At 62.3% G+C, this 14,860-nt stretch carries 16 protein-coding genes; 2 read left to right on the top strand and 14 right to left on the bottom strand.

All coding sequences use genetic code 11. The features are described from left to right. Positions 1–127: 127 nt before the first annotated feature. Genes ntrC through dusB form a run of 3 tightly spaced genes read right to left on the bottom strand, consistent with a single transcriptional unit; the run spans position 128 to position 3,746 of the window. On the bottom strand, positions 128–1,585 hold the full coding sequence (gene ntrC / locus NKH22_RS02945) for a nitrogen regulation protein NR(I) (protein ID WP_023710528.1): 1,458 nt from the start codon (positions 1,583–1,585) through the stop codon (positions 128–130). Further along, positions 1,582–2,727, bottom strand: a complete 1,146-nt coding sequence (locus tag NKH22_RS02940) for a two-component system sensor histidine kinase NtrB (RefSeq protein WP_023706549.1) — start codon at positions 2,725–2,727, stop codon at positions 1,582–1,584. The genes ntrC and NKH22_RS02940 overlap by 4 nt, the downstream gene beginning before the upstream one ends. Continuing rightward, positions 2,724–3,746: a tRNA dihydrouridine synthase DusB gene (gene dusB, locus NKH22_RS02935; protein ID WP_352908914.1), complete on the bottom strand. Its 1,023-nt coding sequence runs from the start codon at positions 3,744–3,746 to the stop codon at positions 2,724–2,726. The genes NKH22_RS02940 and dusB overlap by 4 nt, the downstream gene beginning before the upstream one ends. A 139-nt stretch (positions 3,747–3,885) precedes the next feature. Here dusB and NKH22_RS02930 point away from each other — a divergent pair, with 139 nt between their 5' ends. After that, positions 3,886–5,109 (top strand): bifunctional 2-C-methyl-D-erythritol 4-phosphate cytidylyltransferase/2-C-methyl-D-erythritol 2,4-cyclodiphosphate synthase, encoded by a 1,224-nt coding sequence (locus tag NKH22_RS02930; protein WP_352908913.1) that lies wholly within the window; start codon positions 3,886–3,888, stop codon positions 5,107–5,109. Beyond that, positions 5,106–5,615: a CinA family protein gene (locus NKH22_RS02925; RefSeq protein ID WP_023696095.1), complete on the top strand. Its 510-nt coding sequence runs from the start codon at positions 5,106–5,108 to the stop codon at positions 5,613–5,615. The genes NKH22_RS02930 and NKH22_RS02925 overlap by 4 nt, the downstream gene beginning before the upstream one ends. On the opposite strand, the gene NKH22_RS02920 is transcribed toward NKH22_RS02925, so the two are convergent. The 11 genes from NKH22_RS02920 to NKH22_RS02870 form a co-directional block, all read right to left on the bottom strand. Then, on the bottom strand, positions 5,591–6,052 hold the full coding sequence (locus tag NKH22_RS02920) for a type II toxin-antitoxin system RatA family toxin (RefSeq protein ID WP_023736661.1): 462 nt from the start codon (positions 6,050–6,052) through the stop codon (positions 5,591–5,593). The two genes, NKH22_RS02925 and NKH22_RS02920, sit on opposite strands and share 25 nt — an antisense overlap. Before the next feature lie 11 nt (positions 6,053–6,063). Next, the gene (gene lipA, locus NKH22_RS02915; RefSeq protein ID WP_023688453.1) at positions 6,064–7,029 is read right to left on the bottom strand and encodes a lipoyl synthase; all 966 of its coding nucleotides are present in this window, start codon (positions 7,027–7,029) and stop codon (positions 6,064–6,066) included. Positions 7,030–7,156: 127 nt separating this feature from the next. Next, complete coding sequence (locus NKH22_RS02910; RefSeq protein ID WP_023668920.1) at positions 7,157–7,414, bottom strand: GlsB/YeaQ/YmgE family stress response membrane protein; 258 nt, start codon at positions 7,412–7,414, stop codon at positions 7,157–7,159. 102 nt (positions 7,415–7,516) lie between these two features. Then, complete coding sequence (gene lpdA, locus NKH22_RS02905; protein ID WP_352908911.1) at positions 7,517–8,965, bottom strand: dihydrolipoyl dehydrogenase; 1,449 nt, start codon at positions 8,963–8,965, stop codon at positions 7,517–7,519. A 21-nt stretch (positions 8,966–8,986) separates the two neighbouring features. Then, complete coding sequence (locus NKH22_RS02900) at positions 8,987–9,628, bottom strand: SGNH/GDSL hydrolase family protein (protein WP_023682555.1); 642 nt, start codon at positions 9,626–9,628, stop codon at positions 8,987–8,989. Next, the gene (locus tag NKH22_RS02895; protein WP_027050835.1) at positions 9,625–10,044 is read right to left on the bottom strand and encodes a hypothetical protein; all 420 of its coding nucleotides are present in this window, start codon (positions 10,042–10,044) and stop codon (positions 9,625–9,627) included. The genes NKH22_RS02900 and NKH22_RS02895 overlap by 4 nt, the downstream gene beginning before the upstream one ends. 14 nt (positions 10,045–10,058) lie before the next feature. Continuing rightward, a complete protein-coding gene (locus NKH22_RS02890; RefSeq protein ID WP_023668916.1) occupies positions 10,059–11,480 on the bottom strand; it encodes a pyruvate dehydrogenase complex dihydrolipoamide acetyltransferase in 1,422 nt (473 codons plus the stop codon). Between the two features lie 2 nt (positions 11,481–11,482). Continuing rightward, positions 11,483–11,788 (bottom strand): hypothetical protein, encoded by a 306-nt coding sequence (locus NKH22_RS02885; RefSeq protein ID WP_023714177.1) that lies wholly within the window; start codon positions 11,786–11,788, stop codon positions 11,483–11,485. Positions 11,789–11,814: 26 nt separating this feature from the next. Then, positions 11,815–13,236: a pyruvate dehydrogenase complex E1 component subunit beta gene (locus NKH22_RS02880; protein ID WP_352908909.1), complete on the bottom strand. Its 1,422-nt coding sequence runs from the start codon at positions 13,234–13,236 to the stop codon at positions 11,815–11,817. 15 nt (positions 13,237–13,251) lie between these two features. Continuing rightward, positions 13,252–14,298 (bottom strand): pyruvate dehydrogenase (acetyl-transferring) E1 component subunit alpha, encoded by a 1,047-nt coding sequence (gene pdhA, locus NKH22_RS02875; protein ID WP_023682559.1) that lies wholly within the window; start codon positions 14,296–14,298, stop codon positions 13,252–13,254. Positions 14,299–14,493: 195 nt separating this feature from the next. Beyond that, positions 14,494–14,817: an FtsB family cell division protein gene (locus NKH22_RS02870; protein ID WP_023688447.1), complete on the bottom strand. Its 324-nt coding sequence runs from the start codon at positions 14,815–14,817 to the stop codon at positions 14,494–14,496. Positions 14,818–14,860: the final 43 nt, after the last annotated feature.

Below are 14,860 nucleotides of genomic sequence, written 5' to 3'. Positions count from 1 at the left end.
AGTGATTGCGTCGGATGTATGCAACGCATTGTGGCGATTATGCAACAAGTGTGGCCGTGACGGAAATCTTTCGGCCGCCGATCCCCTGAAAAGGGGACGACCTCGCGTCACTTCGGGCGCCAGGCGCTCATGATCTCGACGATTTGTAGACGTTGACGCCCAGCTCGCGAATCTTCTTGCGCAGCGTGTTGCGATTCAAGCCGAGCAATTCGGCCGCCTTGATCTGGTTGCCGCGCGTTGCCGTCATGGAAGCGAGCACCAGCGGATATTCGACCTCGGACAAGATGCGCTGATAGAGACCTGCCGGCGGCAACTCACCGGCGAAAGAGGCAAAATAGCGCTGCAGGAAGTGCTCCACCGCCTGGCCGATGGATAGATCGTCCGGGATCAAATTGCCGCCGCCGGGAACGACCGGTCTTTCGCCTGTCTTCAGCTCGGCTTCAATGATCTCGGCTGATATTTCGTCCTGCGAATAGAGCGCCGCAAGCCGGCGCACCAGGTTTTCCAGCTCGCGCACGTTTCCCGGCCACGGATAGCGCTTCATCAATTCGATACCGCCGGTCGAAATGCGCTTGGTCTGCAAGCCTTCGCTGGCGCCGATCTTGAAGAAATGCCGCACCAGATCGGGAATGTCTTCCGATCTCTCACGCAAACCCGGCAGCCGAAGCGGCACGACATTCAGGCGATAGAACAGATCCTCGCGGAAAAGCCCCTGGTTGATCAGCGTGCGCAGATCCTTGTTGGTGGCGGCGACGATGCGCACATCGGTCTTGATCGGGGTGCGCCCGCCGACCGTTGTGTATTCGCCCTGCTGCAGCACGCGCAGCAGCCGCGTCTGCGCCTCCATCGGCATGTCGCCGATCTCGTCGAGGAACAGCGTGCCGCCCTCGGCCTGCTCGAAGCGGCCGGTCGAGCGGTTCTGTGCGCCGGTGAAGGCGCCCTTCTCGTGGCCGAACAGCTCCGATTCGATCAAATCGCGCGGGATCGCCGCCATGTTGATGGCGACGAAAGGACCGCCGCGGCGACGGCCATATTCGTGCAACGCGCGCGCCACCAATTCCTTGCCGGTGCCGGACTCGCCCGAGATCATCACCGTCAGATCGGTCTGCATCATGCGCGCCAGCATACGGTAGATGTCCTGCATGGCGGCCGAGCGGCCGACCAGCGGCATGGCGTCAGGCTGTTCTTCCGGTCGCGTATCGATCTTCGGTCGGCGCGGCTCTGACAGCGCACGATTGACGATGTTGAGCAGCTCGGTCAGGTCGAACGGCTTCGGCAGATATTCATAAGCACCTGTTTCGGAAGCACGAATCGCCGTCATGAAAGTGTTTTGCGCGCTCATCACGATGACCGGCAGCTCCGGCCGGGCCTTCTTAATGCGGGGCAGCATGTCGAAGGCGTTCTCGTCCGGCATGACAACGTCGGTGATCACCAGATCGCCCTCGCCCGCCGCCACCCAGCGCCACAGCGTCGAGGCGTTGGAGGTCACGCGCACCTCATGGCCGACGCGCGACAGCGCCTGATTGAGCACGGTGCGGATGGCCGCATCGTCGTCGGCGACGAGAATATTGCCGCGAACCGTCATTTGCGGTCTCCTTCGCCTTCATCATCGGCAGTGTCGATGGGTGTTTCTTTCCAGGCCGGCATCAGGATTCGGAAGGTGGTGCCGCGCGGCGTCGAATCGCATTCGATGATGCCGCCATGCTCGCCGACGATTTTCGCCACCAGCGCCAGGCCGAGCCCCGACCCGTTCGGCTTGGTGGTGATGAACGGATCGAACAGGATCGGCAGAATGTCTTCCGAAACGCCGGACCCATTGTCGCGCACGCAGAATTCAAGCGGTAGCGACACGCGGTCCTGGGTTCCGGGAACGGAAACGCGGATGCCCGGCCTGAACGCGGTCGACAGCACGATCTCGCCCTGCGGGTCGCCGCCGATCGCCTCGGCAGCGTTCTTGACCAGGTTGAGAAACACCTGGATCAGTTGGTCGCGGTTGGCGAAAACCGGAGGCAATGATGGATCATAGTCCTCCAATATCCTGATTCTCTTGGCAAAACCGTTCTTCGCGATTGCCTTCACATGGTCCAGAACGACATGGATGTTGACAGGATAGCGGTCAATCGGCCGCTCGTCGGAAAACACTTCCATGCGGTCGACGAGGGAGACTATGCGATCGGTCTCGTCGGTGATGAGGCGGGTCAGCGCGCGATCCTCGTCGGACGCCGAGAGTTCGAGCAGCTGTGCGGCGCCACGTATGCCGGACAGCGGGTTCTTGATCTCATGTGCCAGCATGGCGGCAAGGCCGGTGACCGAACGCGCGGCACCCCTGTGTGTCATCTGCCGGTCGATCTTGTCGGCCATCGAGCGTTCCTGGAACATCACCACGATCGAGCCTGGGAATTCCGGCACCGGCGCGACATAGAGATCGACGACCTTCTCGATGCCGAGACGCGGCGACGACACGTCGACACGGTATTCGTTGACCGGCGCACGGCGCTCGCGCACCTGGTCGACCAGTTGCAACAGCGGGCTGCCGAACGGGATCAGTTTGGACAGTGTGTTGCGTGCCAGCATGTTGGCGCTGGAGCGGAAGAAGTCTTCCGCGTCGGCATTGGCGTAGGTGATGAACCCGTCCGGATCGACCATGATGACCGGACGGCGGATGGTGTTCAGCACGATACTGGCGGCATCCGCCATGTCGGAGCTCGGTGTGACGGTGGCGTTCATGCGGCGCTCCGCAAGGGCGTGGCTTCGCCGGAAAACACCTCATGCAGCAAGGCAATGACGCGGGCGGGTTCGAAAGAGGTGAGGATGGCTTTCCGCCGCTCATCGGAAACGCCAGCAGAGTGGCGGTCGAGATACCAGCCGAGATGCTTGCGCGCCTGGCGCAAGCCGCTTTCGACGCCGTAAAGCGTCAGCATGTCTTCGTAGTGGGAAACGATGTAGTCCGCCATGGCTTGCGGGCTTTCCGGCACGCCGGAGGGCGCGTTGCCCGCAGCCGTTGCCGCGATGTGGCCCGCCGTCCATGGCGCGCCATAATGCGCGCGGCCGATCATCACCGCGTCGGCGCCCGACTGTTCAAGGATTTCGGCGGCCTCCGCGGGCGAGCCCACATCGCCATTGGCGACGACCGGGATCGAGACGACGTCCTTGATGCGGGCGATGGCGCCCCAATCGGCCTTGCCTTGATAAAACTGGCAGCGCGTGCGCCCATGCACGGTCACCATTTCAACACCGGCCTCTTCGGCGCGGCGCGCCAAGACGGGTGCATTGAGCGCATTGTCGTCCCAGCCGAGCCGCATCTTGACCGTGACCGGCACCTGGACCGCGCCGATCACCGCTTCGATCAGCGACAGCGCGTGGTCGAGATCGCGCATCAGCGCCGAGCCGGCATAGCCGCCGGTCACCTTCTTGGCCGGGCAGCCCATATTGATGTCGATGATGTCGGCGCCCTCGCCGGCAGCGATGCGCGCGCCCTCGGCCATGTGCTCGGCCTCGCGGCCGGCAAGCTGAACCATATGGACGGGCAGCCCGGAATGACGGATGCGCAGGTCGCATCCGACCCTGCCCTTGGCAAGCTCGCCGCTCGCCACCATTTCCGACACGACCAGGCCCGCGCCATGCGCGTAGGCGCGCTGCCGGAACGGCTCGTCCGTTATTCCCGACATGGGCGCGAGGAAGACGCGGTTGCGGATTGTCACGCCACCAACGTCGAGCGGCGAAGCCAATTTTGTCACTTCAAGCATGCACAAAAACCAAGCATATCGGATTGCTGCACATTCTCTAGCCATAAGAAAGGCATTGTGCAACGCGCAATCACGTCACATTGCGGCGCCTTTGGGAAAATGCTGGCCTTCGCCATAAGCCGCGACTAAGCCTCTCGGCATGACAGACGCAAGCGAAAAACCGGCCGAGGCGACGACCGACAAGGTCGGCGTGGTCATCGTTGCAGCCGGCCGCGGCGCGCGTGCCGGACAGGCCGACGGGCCGAAGCAATATCAGCGCATCGGCGGCCGTGCCGTTATCGCGCGCACGCTGGAGACGTTCCTGGCGCATCCTGAAATTGGTCCCGTCGTCGTCGCGATCCATGCCGATGACCACGCGCTTTTTGACAAGGCAGCCGGCGTATATGCCGAGCGGGTTACCGCCGTGGTCGGTGGCGAGTCGCGCCAGGCATCGGTCCGGCTCGGCCTGCTGGCGCTGAGGGACCGTACGCCCGGCCGTGTCCTTGTCCATGACGCGGTGCGGCCGTTTGTCGACGCGGCCCTGATCGACCGTACCATCGCCGCCATTGGCGAGCGGCAGGGCGCGCTGCCCGCTTTGCCCGTCGCCGATACGCTGAAGCGCGAGTCGGCCACCGGCATGATCGAGGAGACGGTGCCAAGGGCCGGCCTTCATGCCGCGCAGACGCCGCAAGGCTTTCCGTTCTGGCCGTTGCTCGCCGCGCACGAAAAAGCCCATCATCTCGGCAAGACGGATTTCACCGACGATGCCGCGATCGCCGAATGGGCGCATATTCCGGTGAAAATCGTTCAGGGGTCGCCGGACAACGTCAAACTGACCTGGGCAAGGGATATTGCGATGGCGGATCAGCGGCTTACTGGCGAGCGTTTTCCAGACATTCGCACCGGCAATGGCTATGACGTGCACGCCTTCGAGGCAGGCGACCATGTCACTCTGTGCGGCGTCGCCATTCCGCACGGCAAGAAGCTTTCGGGACATTCGGATGCCGATGTCGGCCTGCACGCGCTGACCGATGCGCTGCTCGCCACTTGCGGCGCCGGCGACATCGGCACGCATTTCCCGCCTTCCGATCCGCAATGGAAGGGCGCGGCGTCGAAGATCTTCGTCGAGCATGCGGCCAGGTTGGTGCGCGAACGCGGCGGCCGCATCGCCAATGCCGACATCACGCTGATCTGCGAGGCTCCGCGCGTCGGCCCGCATCGCGAGGCCATGACCAACGCGTTGTCGGCGATGCTGGGCATTTCCAGCGATCGCATCTCCATCAAGGCGACGACCAACGAAAAACTCGGCTTTGTCGGCCGCGAGGAAGGCATCGCCGCCATCGCCACAGCCAGTGTCGTCTTCCCCGGGGAGGTTCCCGCATGAACAACAGCGATCTTGCCAACGCCCTGCTCCAGGTCTGCCAGCAGCGCGGCATCATGCTGGCGACGGCCGAGAGCTGCACCGGCGGCATGATCATCTCGGCACTGACCGACATCGCCGGCTCGTCCGCTGTCGTCGATCGCGGCCTCATCACCTATTCCGATGAAGCAAAGATGGAGATGCTCGGCGTCTCGCCCGCCACACTCGAGGCGCATGGCGCCGTCTCGCGCGAAACGGTTCTGGAGATGGCGGAGGGCGCTCTGGCGCGCTCGCGCGCCGGGCTGGCGCTTGCCGTCACCGGCATTGCCGGCCCAGGCGGCGGCTCGCCGGAAAAACCGGTCGGCCTCGTCTGGTTCGGAGTTGCCCTAAGAGGTGGGCCGGTGGCTGCCGAGCTCAATATGTTTGCCGACAATGGCCGCGACTTCATCCGCCGTGAGACCGTCAAGCATGCGCTGGAGATCGGCCTGCGCGCGCTCGGCGACACTCATGAGATGGGCGTCGTTCCGTAGATGACGTCCGCACGTTTTTCGAAGGCTTCGGAAAACATGCGGAAGGCGCGATCGAACATGGTGCCCATCAACACGCCGAGGATACGGCTCTTGAACTCGTAGTCGATGAAGAAGCGAACGTTGCAGCCGCCGCCGTCGGCCGGCTCGAAGCGCCAGATATTGCTGAGATATTTGAACGGCCCATCGATGTATTTGACGTCGATTGTGTTCTCGTCCGGCTTCAGCAGCACCTGCGTCGTAAAGGTCTCGCGGATCGCCTTGTAGCCGATGCTCATATCGGCGAGGAGAATGGTGCGGCGATCACGCTCCTTGCGAGAGCGCACCGTCAGCGCCTCGCACAGCGGCAGAAATTCAGGATAGGTCTCGATATCGGCGACCAGCGCAAACATCTGCTCCGGCGTGTGGGCAACGCGGCGTGTGGCTTCGAATTTCGGCATTGAAGCAGGATTTAACTGGCTTTTTTGAGCTGCGCCTCACGCGCCGCCCGCAGCCTGGCGAAATCGTCACCGGCATGATGCGAGGAGCGCGTCAGCGGGCTCGACGCCACCAGCAGGAAACCCTTGGTCTTGCCGATTGTCGCGAAGGAGTTGAACTCCTCCGGCGTGACGAAGCGGATCACCGGGTGGTGTTTCTTCGACGGCTGCAGATACTGGCCAATGGTCATGAAGTCGACATTGGCCGAGCGCAGGTCGTCCATCAGTTGCAGGATCTCGTTGCGCTCTTCGCCGAGGCCGACCATGATGCCGGACTTCGTGAAGATCGACGGGTCGAGCTCCTTGACCCGCTGCAACAGCCGGATCGAGTGGAAATAGCGAGCACCCGGCCGCACCGTCAGGTAGTTCGACGGCACGGTTTCGAGATTGTGGTTGAAGACATCGGGCTTGGCCGCCACGACGATCTCCAGCGCGCCCTCCTTGCGCAGGAAATCGGGCGTCAGGATTTCGATCGTGGTCAAGGGCGTCGCTGCTCGGATCGCCCGGATAACCTCGGCGAAATGCTGCGCGCCGCCATCGGCGAGATCGTCGCGGTCGACCGAGGTGATGACGACATGGGTCAGCCCCATCTGCTTGACGGCATGCGCGACACGCGCCGGCTCATCGGCATCGAGCGCGGTGGGAATGCCGGTGGCGACATTGCAGAAGGCGCAAGCGCGCGTGCAGATCTCGCCCATGATCATGAAGGTGGCGTGCTTCTTTTCCCAGCACTCGCCGATATTGGGGCAGCCGGCCTCTTCGCACACGGTGACCAGCTTGTGCGACTTCACGATCTCGCGGGTTTCGGCATAGCCCTTCGACATCGGCGCCTTGACGCGGATCCAGTCGGGTTTGCGCAGCACGTCCTGATCAGGCTTGTGTGCCTTCTCGGGGTGCCGCAGGCGCGGCGCGTTGGCGATCGTGTCGAGAACAGTGACCATCTCAAACCTGACTTGTTGGCGTCTGCCCGTCGGCATTCGCCCTTCTGACGTCATCTAGGACTTTTCGGTGCAAAGAAAAAGGCCGCGGCGGCGCATGCCGCCACAGCCTTTTTCGCATAGCGGTAGTCTAGCGGCGTATGAGCCGCCCGGCAAAGATCAGCAGGCAGGCGCCGATGAAGCCGGTGATCAGGTAGGCGAGCCAGCCGACACCGAAGGGTTCGATGTTGAGCGCCCTGAGAATTGCGTTCAGCACCACCGCGCCGACAATGCCCATAATGATGTTCATCAAGACGCCGGTATTGCTCTTCATGACCATCTCGGCCAGCCACCCGGCCAAACCGCCGATGATGATGGCCGCAATCCAGCCCACGCCATTCACGTCCATATGCCAACTCCTCCAGTGTCAGGTGAAAATGCATCCGGAAACGAACTGTCTTGCCGTAAGGTTCCTCCGGCGCATGCGTCTGAGTCTCGCGGCACCAATTTATCACGCGTTGAGCGCACGGCCATAGGCATCGAGCACGCTTTCCTTCATCATCTCCGACAGCGTCGGATGCGGGAAGATGGTGTGCATCAGCTCTTGCTCGGTGGTCTCCAGGTTCATCGCCACGACAAAGCCCTGGATCAGCTCCGTCACCTCGGCGCCGACCATATGCGCGCCGAGCAGCTGGCCGGTCTTCTTGTCGAAGATGGTCTTGATGAAGCCCTGGTCCTCGCCAAGCGCGATCGCCTTGCCGTTGGCGCCGAACTGGAAACGGCCGACGCGGATGTCCTTGCCTTCGGCCTTGGCCTTGGCTTCGGTGAGCCCGACCGAGGCGACCTGCGGGTTGCAATAGGTGCAGCCCGGGATCTTCAGCTTGTCTGTCGCATGCACGCCGGGGAAATTGGCGATCTTCTCGATGCAGACCACGCCTTCATGCTCGGCCTTGTGGGCGAGCATCGGCGGTCCGGCGACATCGCCGATAGCGTAGATGCCGGGAACGTTGGTCTTGCCATAGCCGTCAATGACGACGCAGCCGCGATCGGTCTTCACGCCGAGCGTCTCGAGGCCGAGATTATCGATATTGCCCTGCACGCCGACGGCCGAGATCATGCGGTCGGCGGTGATCTTCTCGACCTTGCCGTCCTTCATCTCGACATAGGCGGTGATCGAGTTGGCACCCTTCTCGACCTTGGTCACCTTGGCCTCGAGGATGATTTTCATGCCCTGCTTCTCGAACTGCTTCTGCGCGAATTTCGAGACCTCGGCATCCTCGACCGGCATCACCGCCGGCAACAGCTCGACCACCGTCACCTCGGCGCCCATGGTGCGGTAGAAGGAGGCGAACTCGATGCCGATGGCGCCCGAACCCATGACCAGCAGCGACTTCGGCATCTCCTTCGGCACCATCGCCTCGAAATAGGTCCAGATCAGCTTGCCGTCCGGCTCGATGCCGGGCAGCGCGCGCGGCCGGGCGCCGGTGGCGAGAATAATGTGCTTGGCGGTATAGGTGCCCTCGCCCTTGACGCCCTTGGGCACCGGCGGCTGCGGCTCCATCGGTTTCTTGGCCGTCTTGGAGACGACGATTTCACCCGGCTTGGAGAGCTTGGCCTCGCCCCAGATAACGTCGACCTTGTTCTTCTTCATCAGGAAGGCGACGCCGCCATTGAGCCTCAACGACACTTTGCGCGAGCGGTCGACGACAGCGGCCGTGTCGGCGCTGACCTTGCCGCCTTCGAGCTTCAGGCCGTAGTCCTTCAGATGATCGGAATAGTGCATGATCTCGGCCGAGCGCAGCAGCGCCTTGGTCGGGATGCAGCCCCAGTTGAGGCAGATGCCGCCGAGATGCTCGCGCTCGACGATCGCCGTCTTGAAGCCGAGCTGGGCGGAGCGCACCGCCGTGACATAGCCGCCGGGGCCTGAGCCGATGATTATGACGTCGTAGGATTCAGCCACGGGGTTTCTCCCTGATTTTCTCTAGAGTTCCAGCATCACACGCACCAATGGCGCCAATGCGTCACCTATATTGCGCGTGTTTTCGGCATCGAGATGGACCCCGTCGATCGGTGTGGTCTCGGCCACCGTGCCGGCATCGAAAAAGCCGCAGCCGGCCTCGTCGGCGAGCGCGGAATATTGCGGCGCCAGCCGCTTCGAGGCCTCGTCGCCGCCGGCAAACATTTCCTTGAATTCGGCATTGTCGGTGCGGCTGACCGCTGGTGGCGCGACGATCAGGATTTGCGGCGCGGCCCAGTCGAACGGATAATCGTGGCCGCGCACGATGTCGATCAGCCGCTGCACCCCCTGCTTGGCCGCGACCGGATTGCCGTGGATCCAGGGCTTCATGTCGTTGGCGCCGAGCATGATGATGATCAGGTCGAGCGGCGCATGGCTGGTCAGGATCGTCGGCAGCACCTTGGCGCCGTTGCGGTCCGCACCGGCCAGATGGTCGTCGAATGCCGTGGTGCGACCGTTCAGCCCTTCGGCGATGACCTCGATATCATCGTCGCCCAGCGCCGCCTTGAGCACGCTCGGCCAGCGATCTTCCAGAGCATGGCGGCCAAGGCTCGCCGCGTCGTAGCCCCAGGTCAGGGAATCGCCATAGCAGAGGATCGTCTTCATGCACCCGCACCCGCCTCCGCCCTAAGCCCGCGCCGCACGCGCCATCCCACGAACAGCCACTGCACGATAACCGTGGCGATGCTTGGCAAAATCAGACCGGCGCCAAAGTGAAGATCGCCTGACCACTGGGCCTTGCCCGGCGGTTGCGAGAAGGTCCAGGCAATCAGCCCGATTCCGGCCAGCACGAACAACGCAATCCCAACAATCCCCGCCAGGTTTATCGCCCTTTGCGGATTTGGCACGAACTGCGCGATGAAAAATGCCACCGTCGCAACGATGGTGACCAGCGCCGAAACCATGAAGACCAGGATGTATTCCGAATTCGCATTGGTGGCGATTGCCAGCCACAGCGCCACCAGCCCGCCGGCCAGGCCGGAAAGGATCAGGGCGAAAAGGCTGGTGACGAATTTCCGCACAGCCTTTTTCCTTCCTAGACCAGCATGCCCATCGGATTTTCGATCATGCGCTTGAAGGCGACCAGAAGTTCGGCGCCGAGCGCACCGTCGACGGCGCGGTGATCGGTCGACAGCGTCACCGACATGATATTGGCGATTTTGATCTCGCCATTCTTGACCACCGGCCGCTGCTCGCCCGCACCCACCGCCAGGATCGTCGCATGCGGCGGGTTGATGACGGCGGCAAAGTCCTTGATGCCGAACATGCCGAGATTGGAGACCGCCGTCGTGCCGCCTTGATATTCCTCCGGCTTCAGCTTGCGGCTGCGGGCACGGCTCGCCAGATCCTTCATCTCGTTGGAGATAGTGGACAGCGTCTTTTCGTCGGCGTGGCGGATGATCGGCGTGATCAGGCCGCCGGGGATTGACACGGCAACGCCGACATCGGCGTGCTTGTGCTTGACCATGGCGCTTTCGGTCCACGATGCATTGGCATCCGGCACCGCCATCAGCGCCATCGCCATCGCCTTGATCACCATGTCGTTGACCGAGAGTTTGTAGACGGGAGCCTCGCCCTTGTCGGTCTTCTTCGTCGGAGCAGCCGCATTGATCTGTGTGCGCAGCGCCAGCAGCGCATCGAGCTCGCAGTCGAGCGTCAGGTAGAAATGCGGGATGGTTGTCTTGGCCTCGACCAGGCGGCGCGCAATGGTCTTGCGCATATTGTCGTGCGGGACGAGCTCATAGGACCCTTCGGCAAACAGCTTCAGCACCTGTTCGTCCGACATCGCCTTGGGTGCCGCAGCCGGAGCCGCAGGTGCCGGAGCGCCGGCAGGTGCGGCTTTCGCGGCCGGTGCAGCCTTGGCGCCACCGCCGGCAATCGCCGCCTCGACATCGGCCTTGACGACACGGCCATGCGGGCCGGTGCCGGTTACGGCGGACACGTCGACTCCGGCATCCTTGGCGATGCGACGAGCCAGCGGCGAAGCGAAGGTGCGCTCGCCTGACGATTGGCTGATCTCCCCCCTTGTGGGGGAGATGGCCGGCAGGCCAGAGGGGGGCGCGACAGACTGAGAGGTCGGCGGGGCAGCGCCCCCCTCTGTCGACTTCGTCGACATCTCCCCCACGGGTGGGGAGATTGACGCCTTATCCTGCTTGGCATCGGCTTTCGCGGGCGCGGCATCGCCACCACCCTTTGCCGCCGCCCCTGCATCCTCGCCTTCGCCGGCGAGAATGGCGATCAGCGCATTGACCTTGACGCCTTCGGTGCCGGCCGGAACGACCAGCTTGGCGACCGTGCCCTCATCGACGGCCTCGACTTCCATCGTCGCCTTGTCGGTCTCGATCTCGGCGATCACGTCGCCCGGCGAAACCTTGTCGCCCTCCTTGACCAGCCACTTGGAAAGATTGCCCTCTTCCATCGTGGGCGAGAGTGCCGGCATGGTGATGTTGATTGGCATAGTTACTCTCCCTGCAAGCCAGCCGGGCTAACCACGGCAAGTTCTAGACGTTTGCCTTTGAATTCCTTGCCAATCGATCGGGCCAAGAAGAAATTCAAACAAAGGAATGATGCTACAAGCCCAAGGCATGCTCCCCCAACAGAGCTCAGTACCTGAATTGCCTCATGGCGAAGTCCAAAAAAACCGCCAATGAACCCAATGACGAACCCAACAATCGCGCCAGCAACAAATCCACAAGCGATACTAGACAGGAAGCTCCGCCAAAATAGAGACCAAGCTATTCTCCTCACATCTGCCATCGTCGCCATTTCTGCCTCCCCCGCAAGAAAGACCGTCAGCGATACGTGACGGCTTTGACCGCCTCTATGACCTCGCCGACATTGGGCAAAGCCAGCTTTTCGAGGTTCGCCGCATAAGGCATCGGCACGTCCTTGCCGGCGATGGTGATGACCGGCGCGTCGAGGAAATCGAAGGCGCGCTGCGAAACCTGGTTGGCGATGTGGTCGCCGACCGAACTTTGCGGGAAACCTTCTTCGACCACGATCAAGCGGTTGGTCTTCTTCACCGAGGCAATGACGGTGTCGAGGTCGAGCGGACGGATGGTCCTGAGATCGATGATCTCGGCATCGATGCCCATGCCGCGCAGCTCGGCTTCCGCCTTGATGGCATAGGTCATGCCGATGCCGAACGAGACGATGGTGACGTCCTTGCCCTGCTTGTGAATGCGGGCCTTGCCGATCGGCAGCACGAAATCGTCAAGCTTCGGCACGTCGAAGGACTGGCCGTAGAGGATTTCGTTTTCGAGGAAGATGACCGGGTTCGGATCGCGGATCGCTGCCTTGAGCAGGCCCTTGGCGTCGGCCGCCGTATACGGCATCACCACCTTTAGCCCGGGAATATGGCTGTACCAGGCGGCATAGCACTGCGAATGCTGGGCGCCGACGCGGGCGGCAGCCCCGTTCGGTCCGCGGAACACGATCGGTGCGCCCATCTGGCCGCCCGACATATAGAGCGTCTTGGCGGCGGAGTTGATGATCTGGTCGATCGCCTGCATGGCGAAGTTGAAGGTCATGAATTCGACGATCGGCTTCAGGCCGGCCATCGCCGCACCGACGCCGACGCCGGCAAAGCCGTGCTCGGTGATCGGCGTGTCGACGACGCGGCGCGGCCCGAATTCCTGCAGCAGCCCTTGCGTGATCTTGTAGGCGCCCTGGTATTCCGCGACCTCCTCGCCCATGACGAAGACATCGCCGTCGCGGCGCATTTCCTCGGCCATGGCATCGCGCAAGGCCTCGCGCACCGTGGTCGAGACCATCTCGGTGCCGGCGGGAATATCGGGATCGACCGCAGGTTTGGCCGCCGGAGCGGCGGGAACTGCCTTCGGAGCCTCGCCGGCATCCTGGGGAGCCGCTTTTGAACCTTCCTCGGCTGCATCGGTCCGCTGACCGCCAGCGGAAACGGCATCCTGGGTGGAGCCAGGCTTGCCGCTCTTTTCGACGTCGCCTGCACTTTCGCCGTCCTGCAGCAACACGGCGATCACCGCATTTACCTTGACGCCTTCGGTGCCGGCGGGAACCACGATCTTGCCGATCGTGCCTTCATCGACGGCCTCGACTTCCATCGTCGCCTTGTCGGTTTCGATCTCGGCGATGACATCACCGGCGACGACCTTGTCGCCCTCGTTCTTCAACCACTTGGAAAGATTGCCCTCTTCCATGGTCGGCGAGAGAGCGGGCATGAGAATTTCGATCGGCATGTCCTTGCCCTCCCGTTACAATACGATGTCGGTCCAGAGCTCGGACGGATCCGGCTCTGCGTCGTGCTGGGCAAATTCGGCAGCGTCGGCGACGATGTCGCGGACTTCCTTGTCGATGTTCTTGAGCTCGTCCTCGGTCGCCCACTTCTTGGCCGTCAGCCGCGCCTTGACCTGCTCGATCGGATCATGATCCGAGCGCATCTTCTGCACTTCTTCCTTGGAGCGGTATTTCGCGGGATCCGACATCGAGTGACCGCGATAGCGATAGGTCTGCATCTCGAGGATGATCGGACCGTTGCCGGCACGGCACCATTCGGTCGCCTGATCGCCGGCGGATTTGACCGCACGCACATCCATGCCGTCGACCTGAATGCCGGGAATCTTGAACGAGGCGCCGCGATGCGAAAAATTGGTTTCGGCCGACGAGCGCGACACCGAAGTGCCCATGGCGTAGCGGTTGTTCTCGATGATGTAGATCACCGGCAGCTTCCACAGCGAGGCCATGTTGAAGCTTTCATAGACCTGACCCTGGTTGGCAGCGCCATCGCCGAAATAAGTCAGCGACACATTGTTGTTGTCGCGGTAGCGGTTGGCGAAGGCGAGACCGGTGCCGAGCGAGACCTGCGCGCCGACAATGCCGTGGCCGCCGTAAAAATGCTTCTCCTTGGAGAACATGTGCATGGAGCCGCCCTTGCCCCTCGACAGGCCACCACGGCGTCCGGTCAGCTCTGCCATGACGCCGCGCGGGGAAAGTTCCATCGCCAGCATGTGGCCATGGTCGCGATAGGCGGTGATCATCTGGTCGCCGTTGATCAGCGACATCTTCATGCCGGTGACGACCGCTTCCTGGCCGATATAGAGGTGGCAGAAGCCGCCGATAAAGCCCATGCCGTAGAGCTGGCCGGCCTTTTCCTCGAAGCGGCGGATAAGCAGCATGTGCCGGTAGGCGGCAAGCTCCTCGTCCTTGGTGAAGTCAGCCGGCTTGGGGGCGGAAAGCCCCGTTGATTTGGCGGACGTCGATTTAACGGATTTGGCAGGCGCTTTTTTGGCGGCGGTGGCCATGCATCACTCCCTGTTGGCGTCTCTTTGCGGACACTAAAGCAGACCATGTCTGCTCCGGGGAGGATCAGCTCCTCCCCACCGATTGGAGGGAAGCTAACATGCGAGACCGCGTTTCGCCATGCAGAAAAATGCATGGCTGGCATGCGCCTAAACGCCCAGAATCATTAGAGATAACAGCGATTAACTGAAACTTGGTTATTTCGAATTGGCCGGCAGCATGATGGTGATTTCATCGGGCTGGGACAGATTGAGCGCCCGGCGTGCCTGCTCGTCGAGCATATCCTTTTCAAGCGTACCCTCATGCATCAGCTGGACACGCCGCTCCAGATCGACCCGGCGCGCCTTGATGGCATCGTACTTGGCCTGCAATTCGATGGTCTGCGCTTCGAGCTGATATTTGGAATTGATGCCGAACTCGCCATGATAGGCATGGAAGCCGAAATAGGCCAGGAACGCCACGCAAAGGGACGGGATGATCAGCCGGCCGGTGTTTCTCTGCTTGTGCTGGCGTGTCCACATGGTCGCAATCCTTTGACCGCCATTTGTCGCTCGATTGTGCTTA

Origin of the sequence: Mesorhizobium sp. M1252, from assembly GCF_040318265.1 — a bacterium.
Taxonomy (GTDB): domain Bacteria; phylum Pseudomonadota; class Alphaproteobacteria; order Rhizobiales; family Rhizobiaceae; genus Mesorhizobium.
This window is presented reverse-complemented; position numbering and strand designations above follow the sequence as displayed.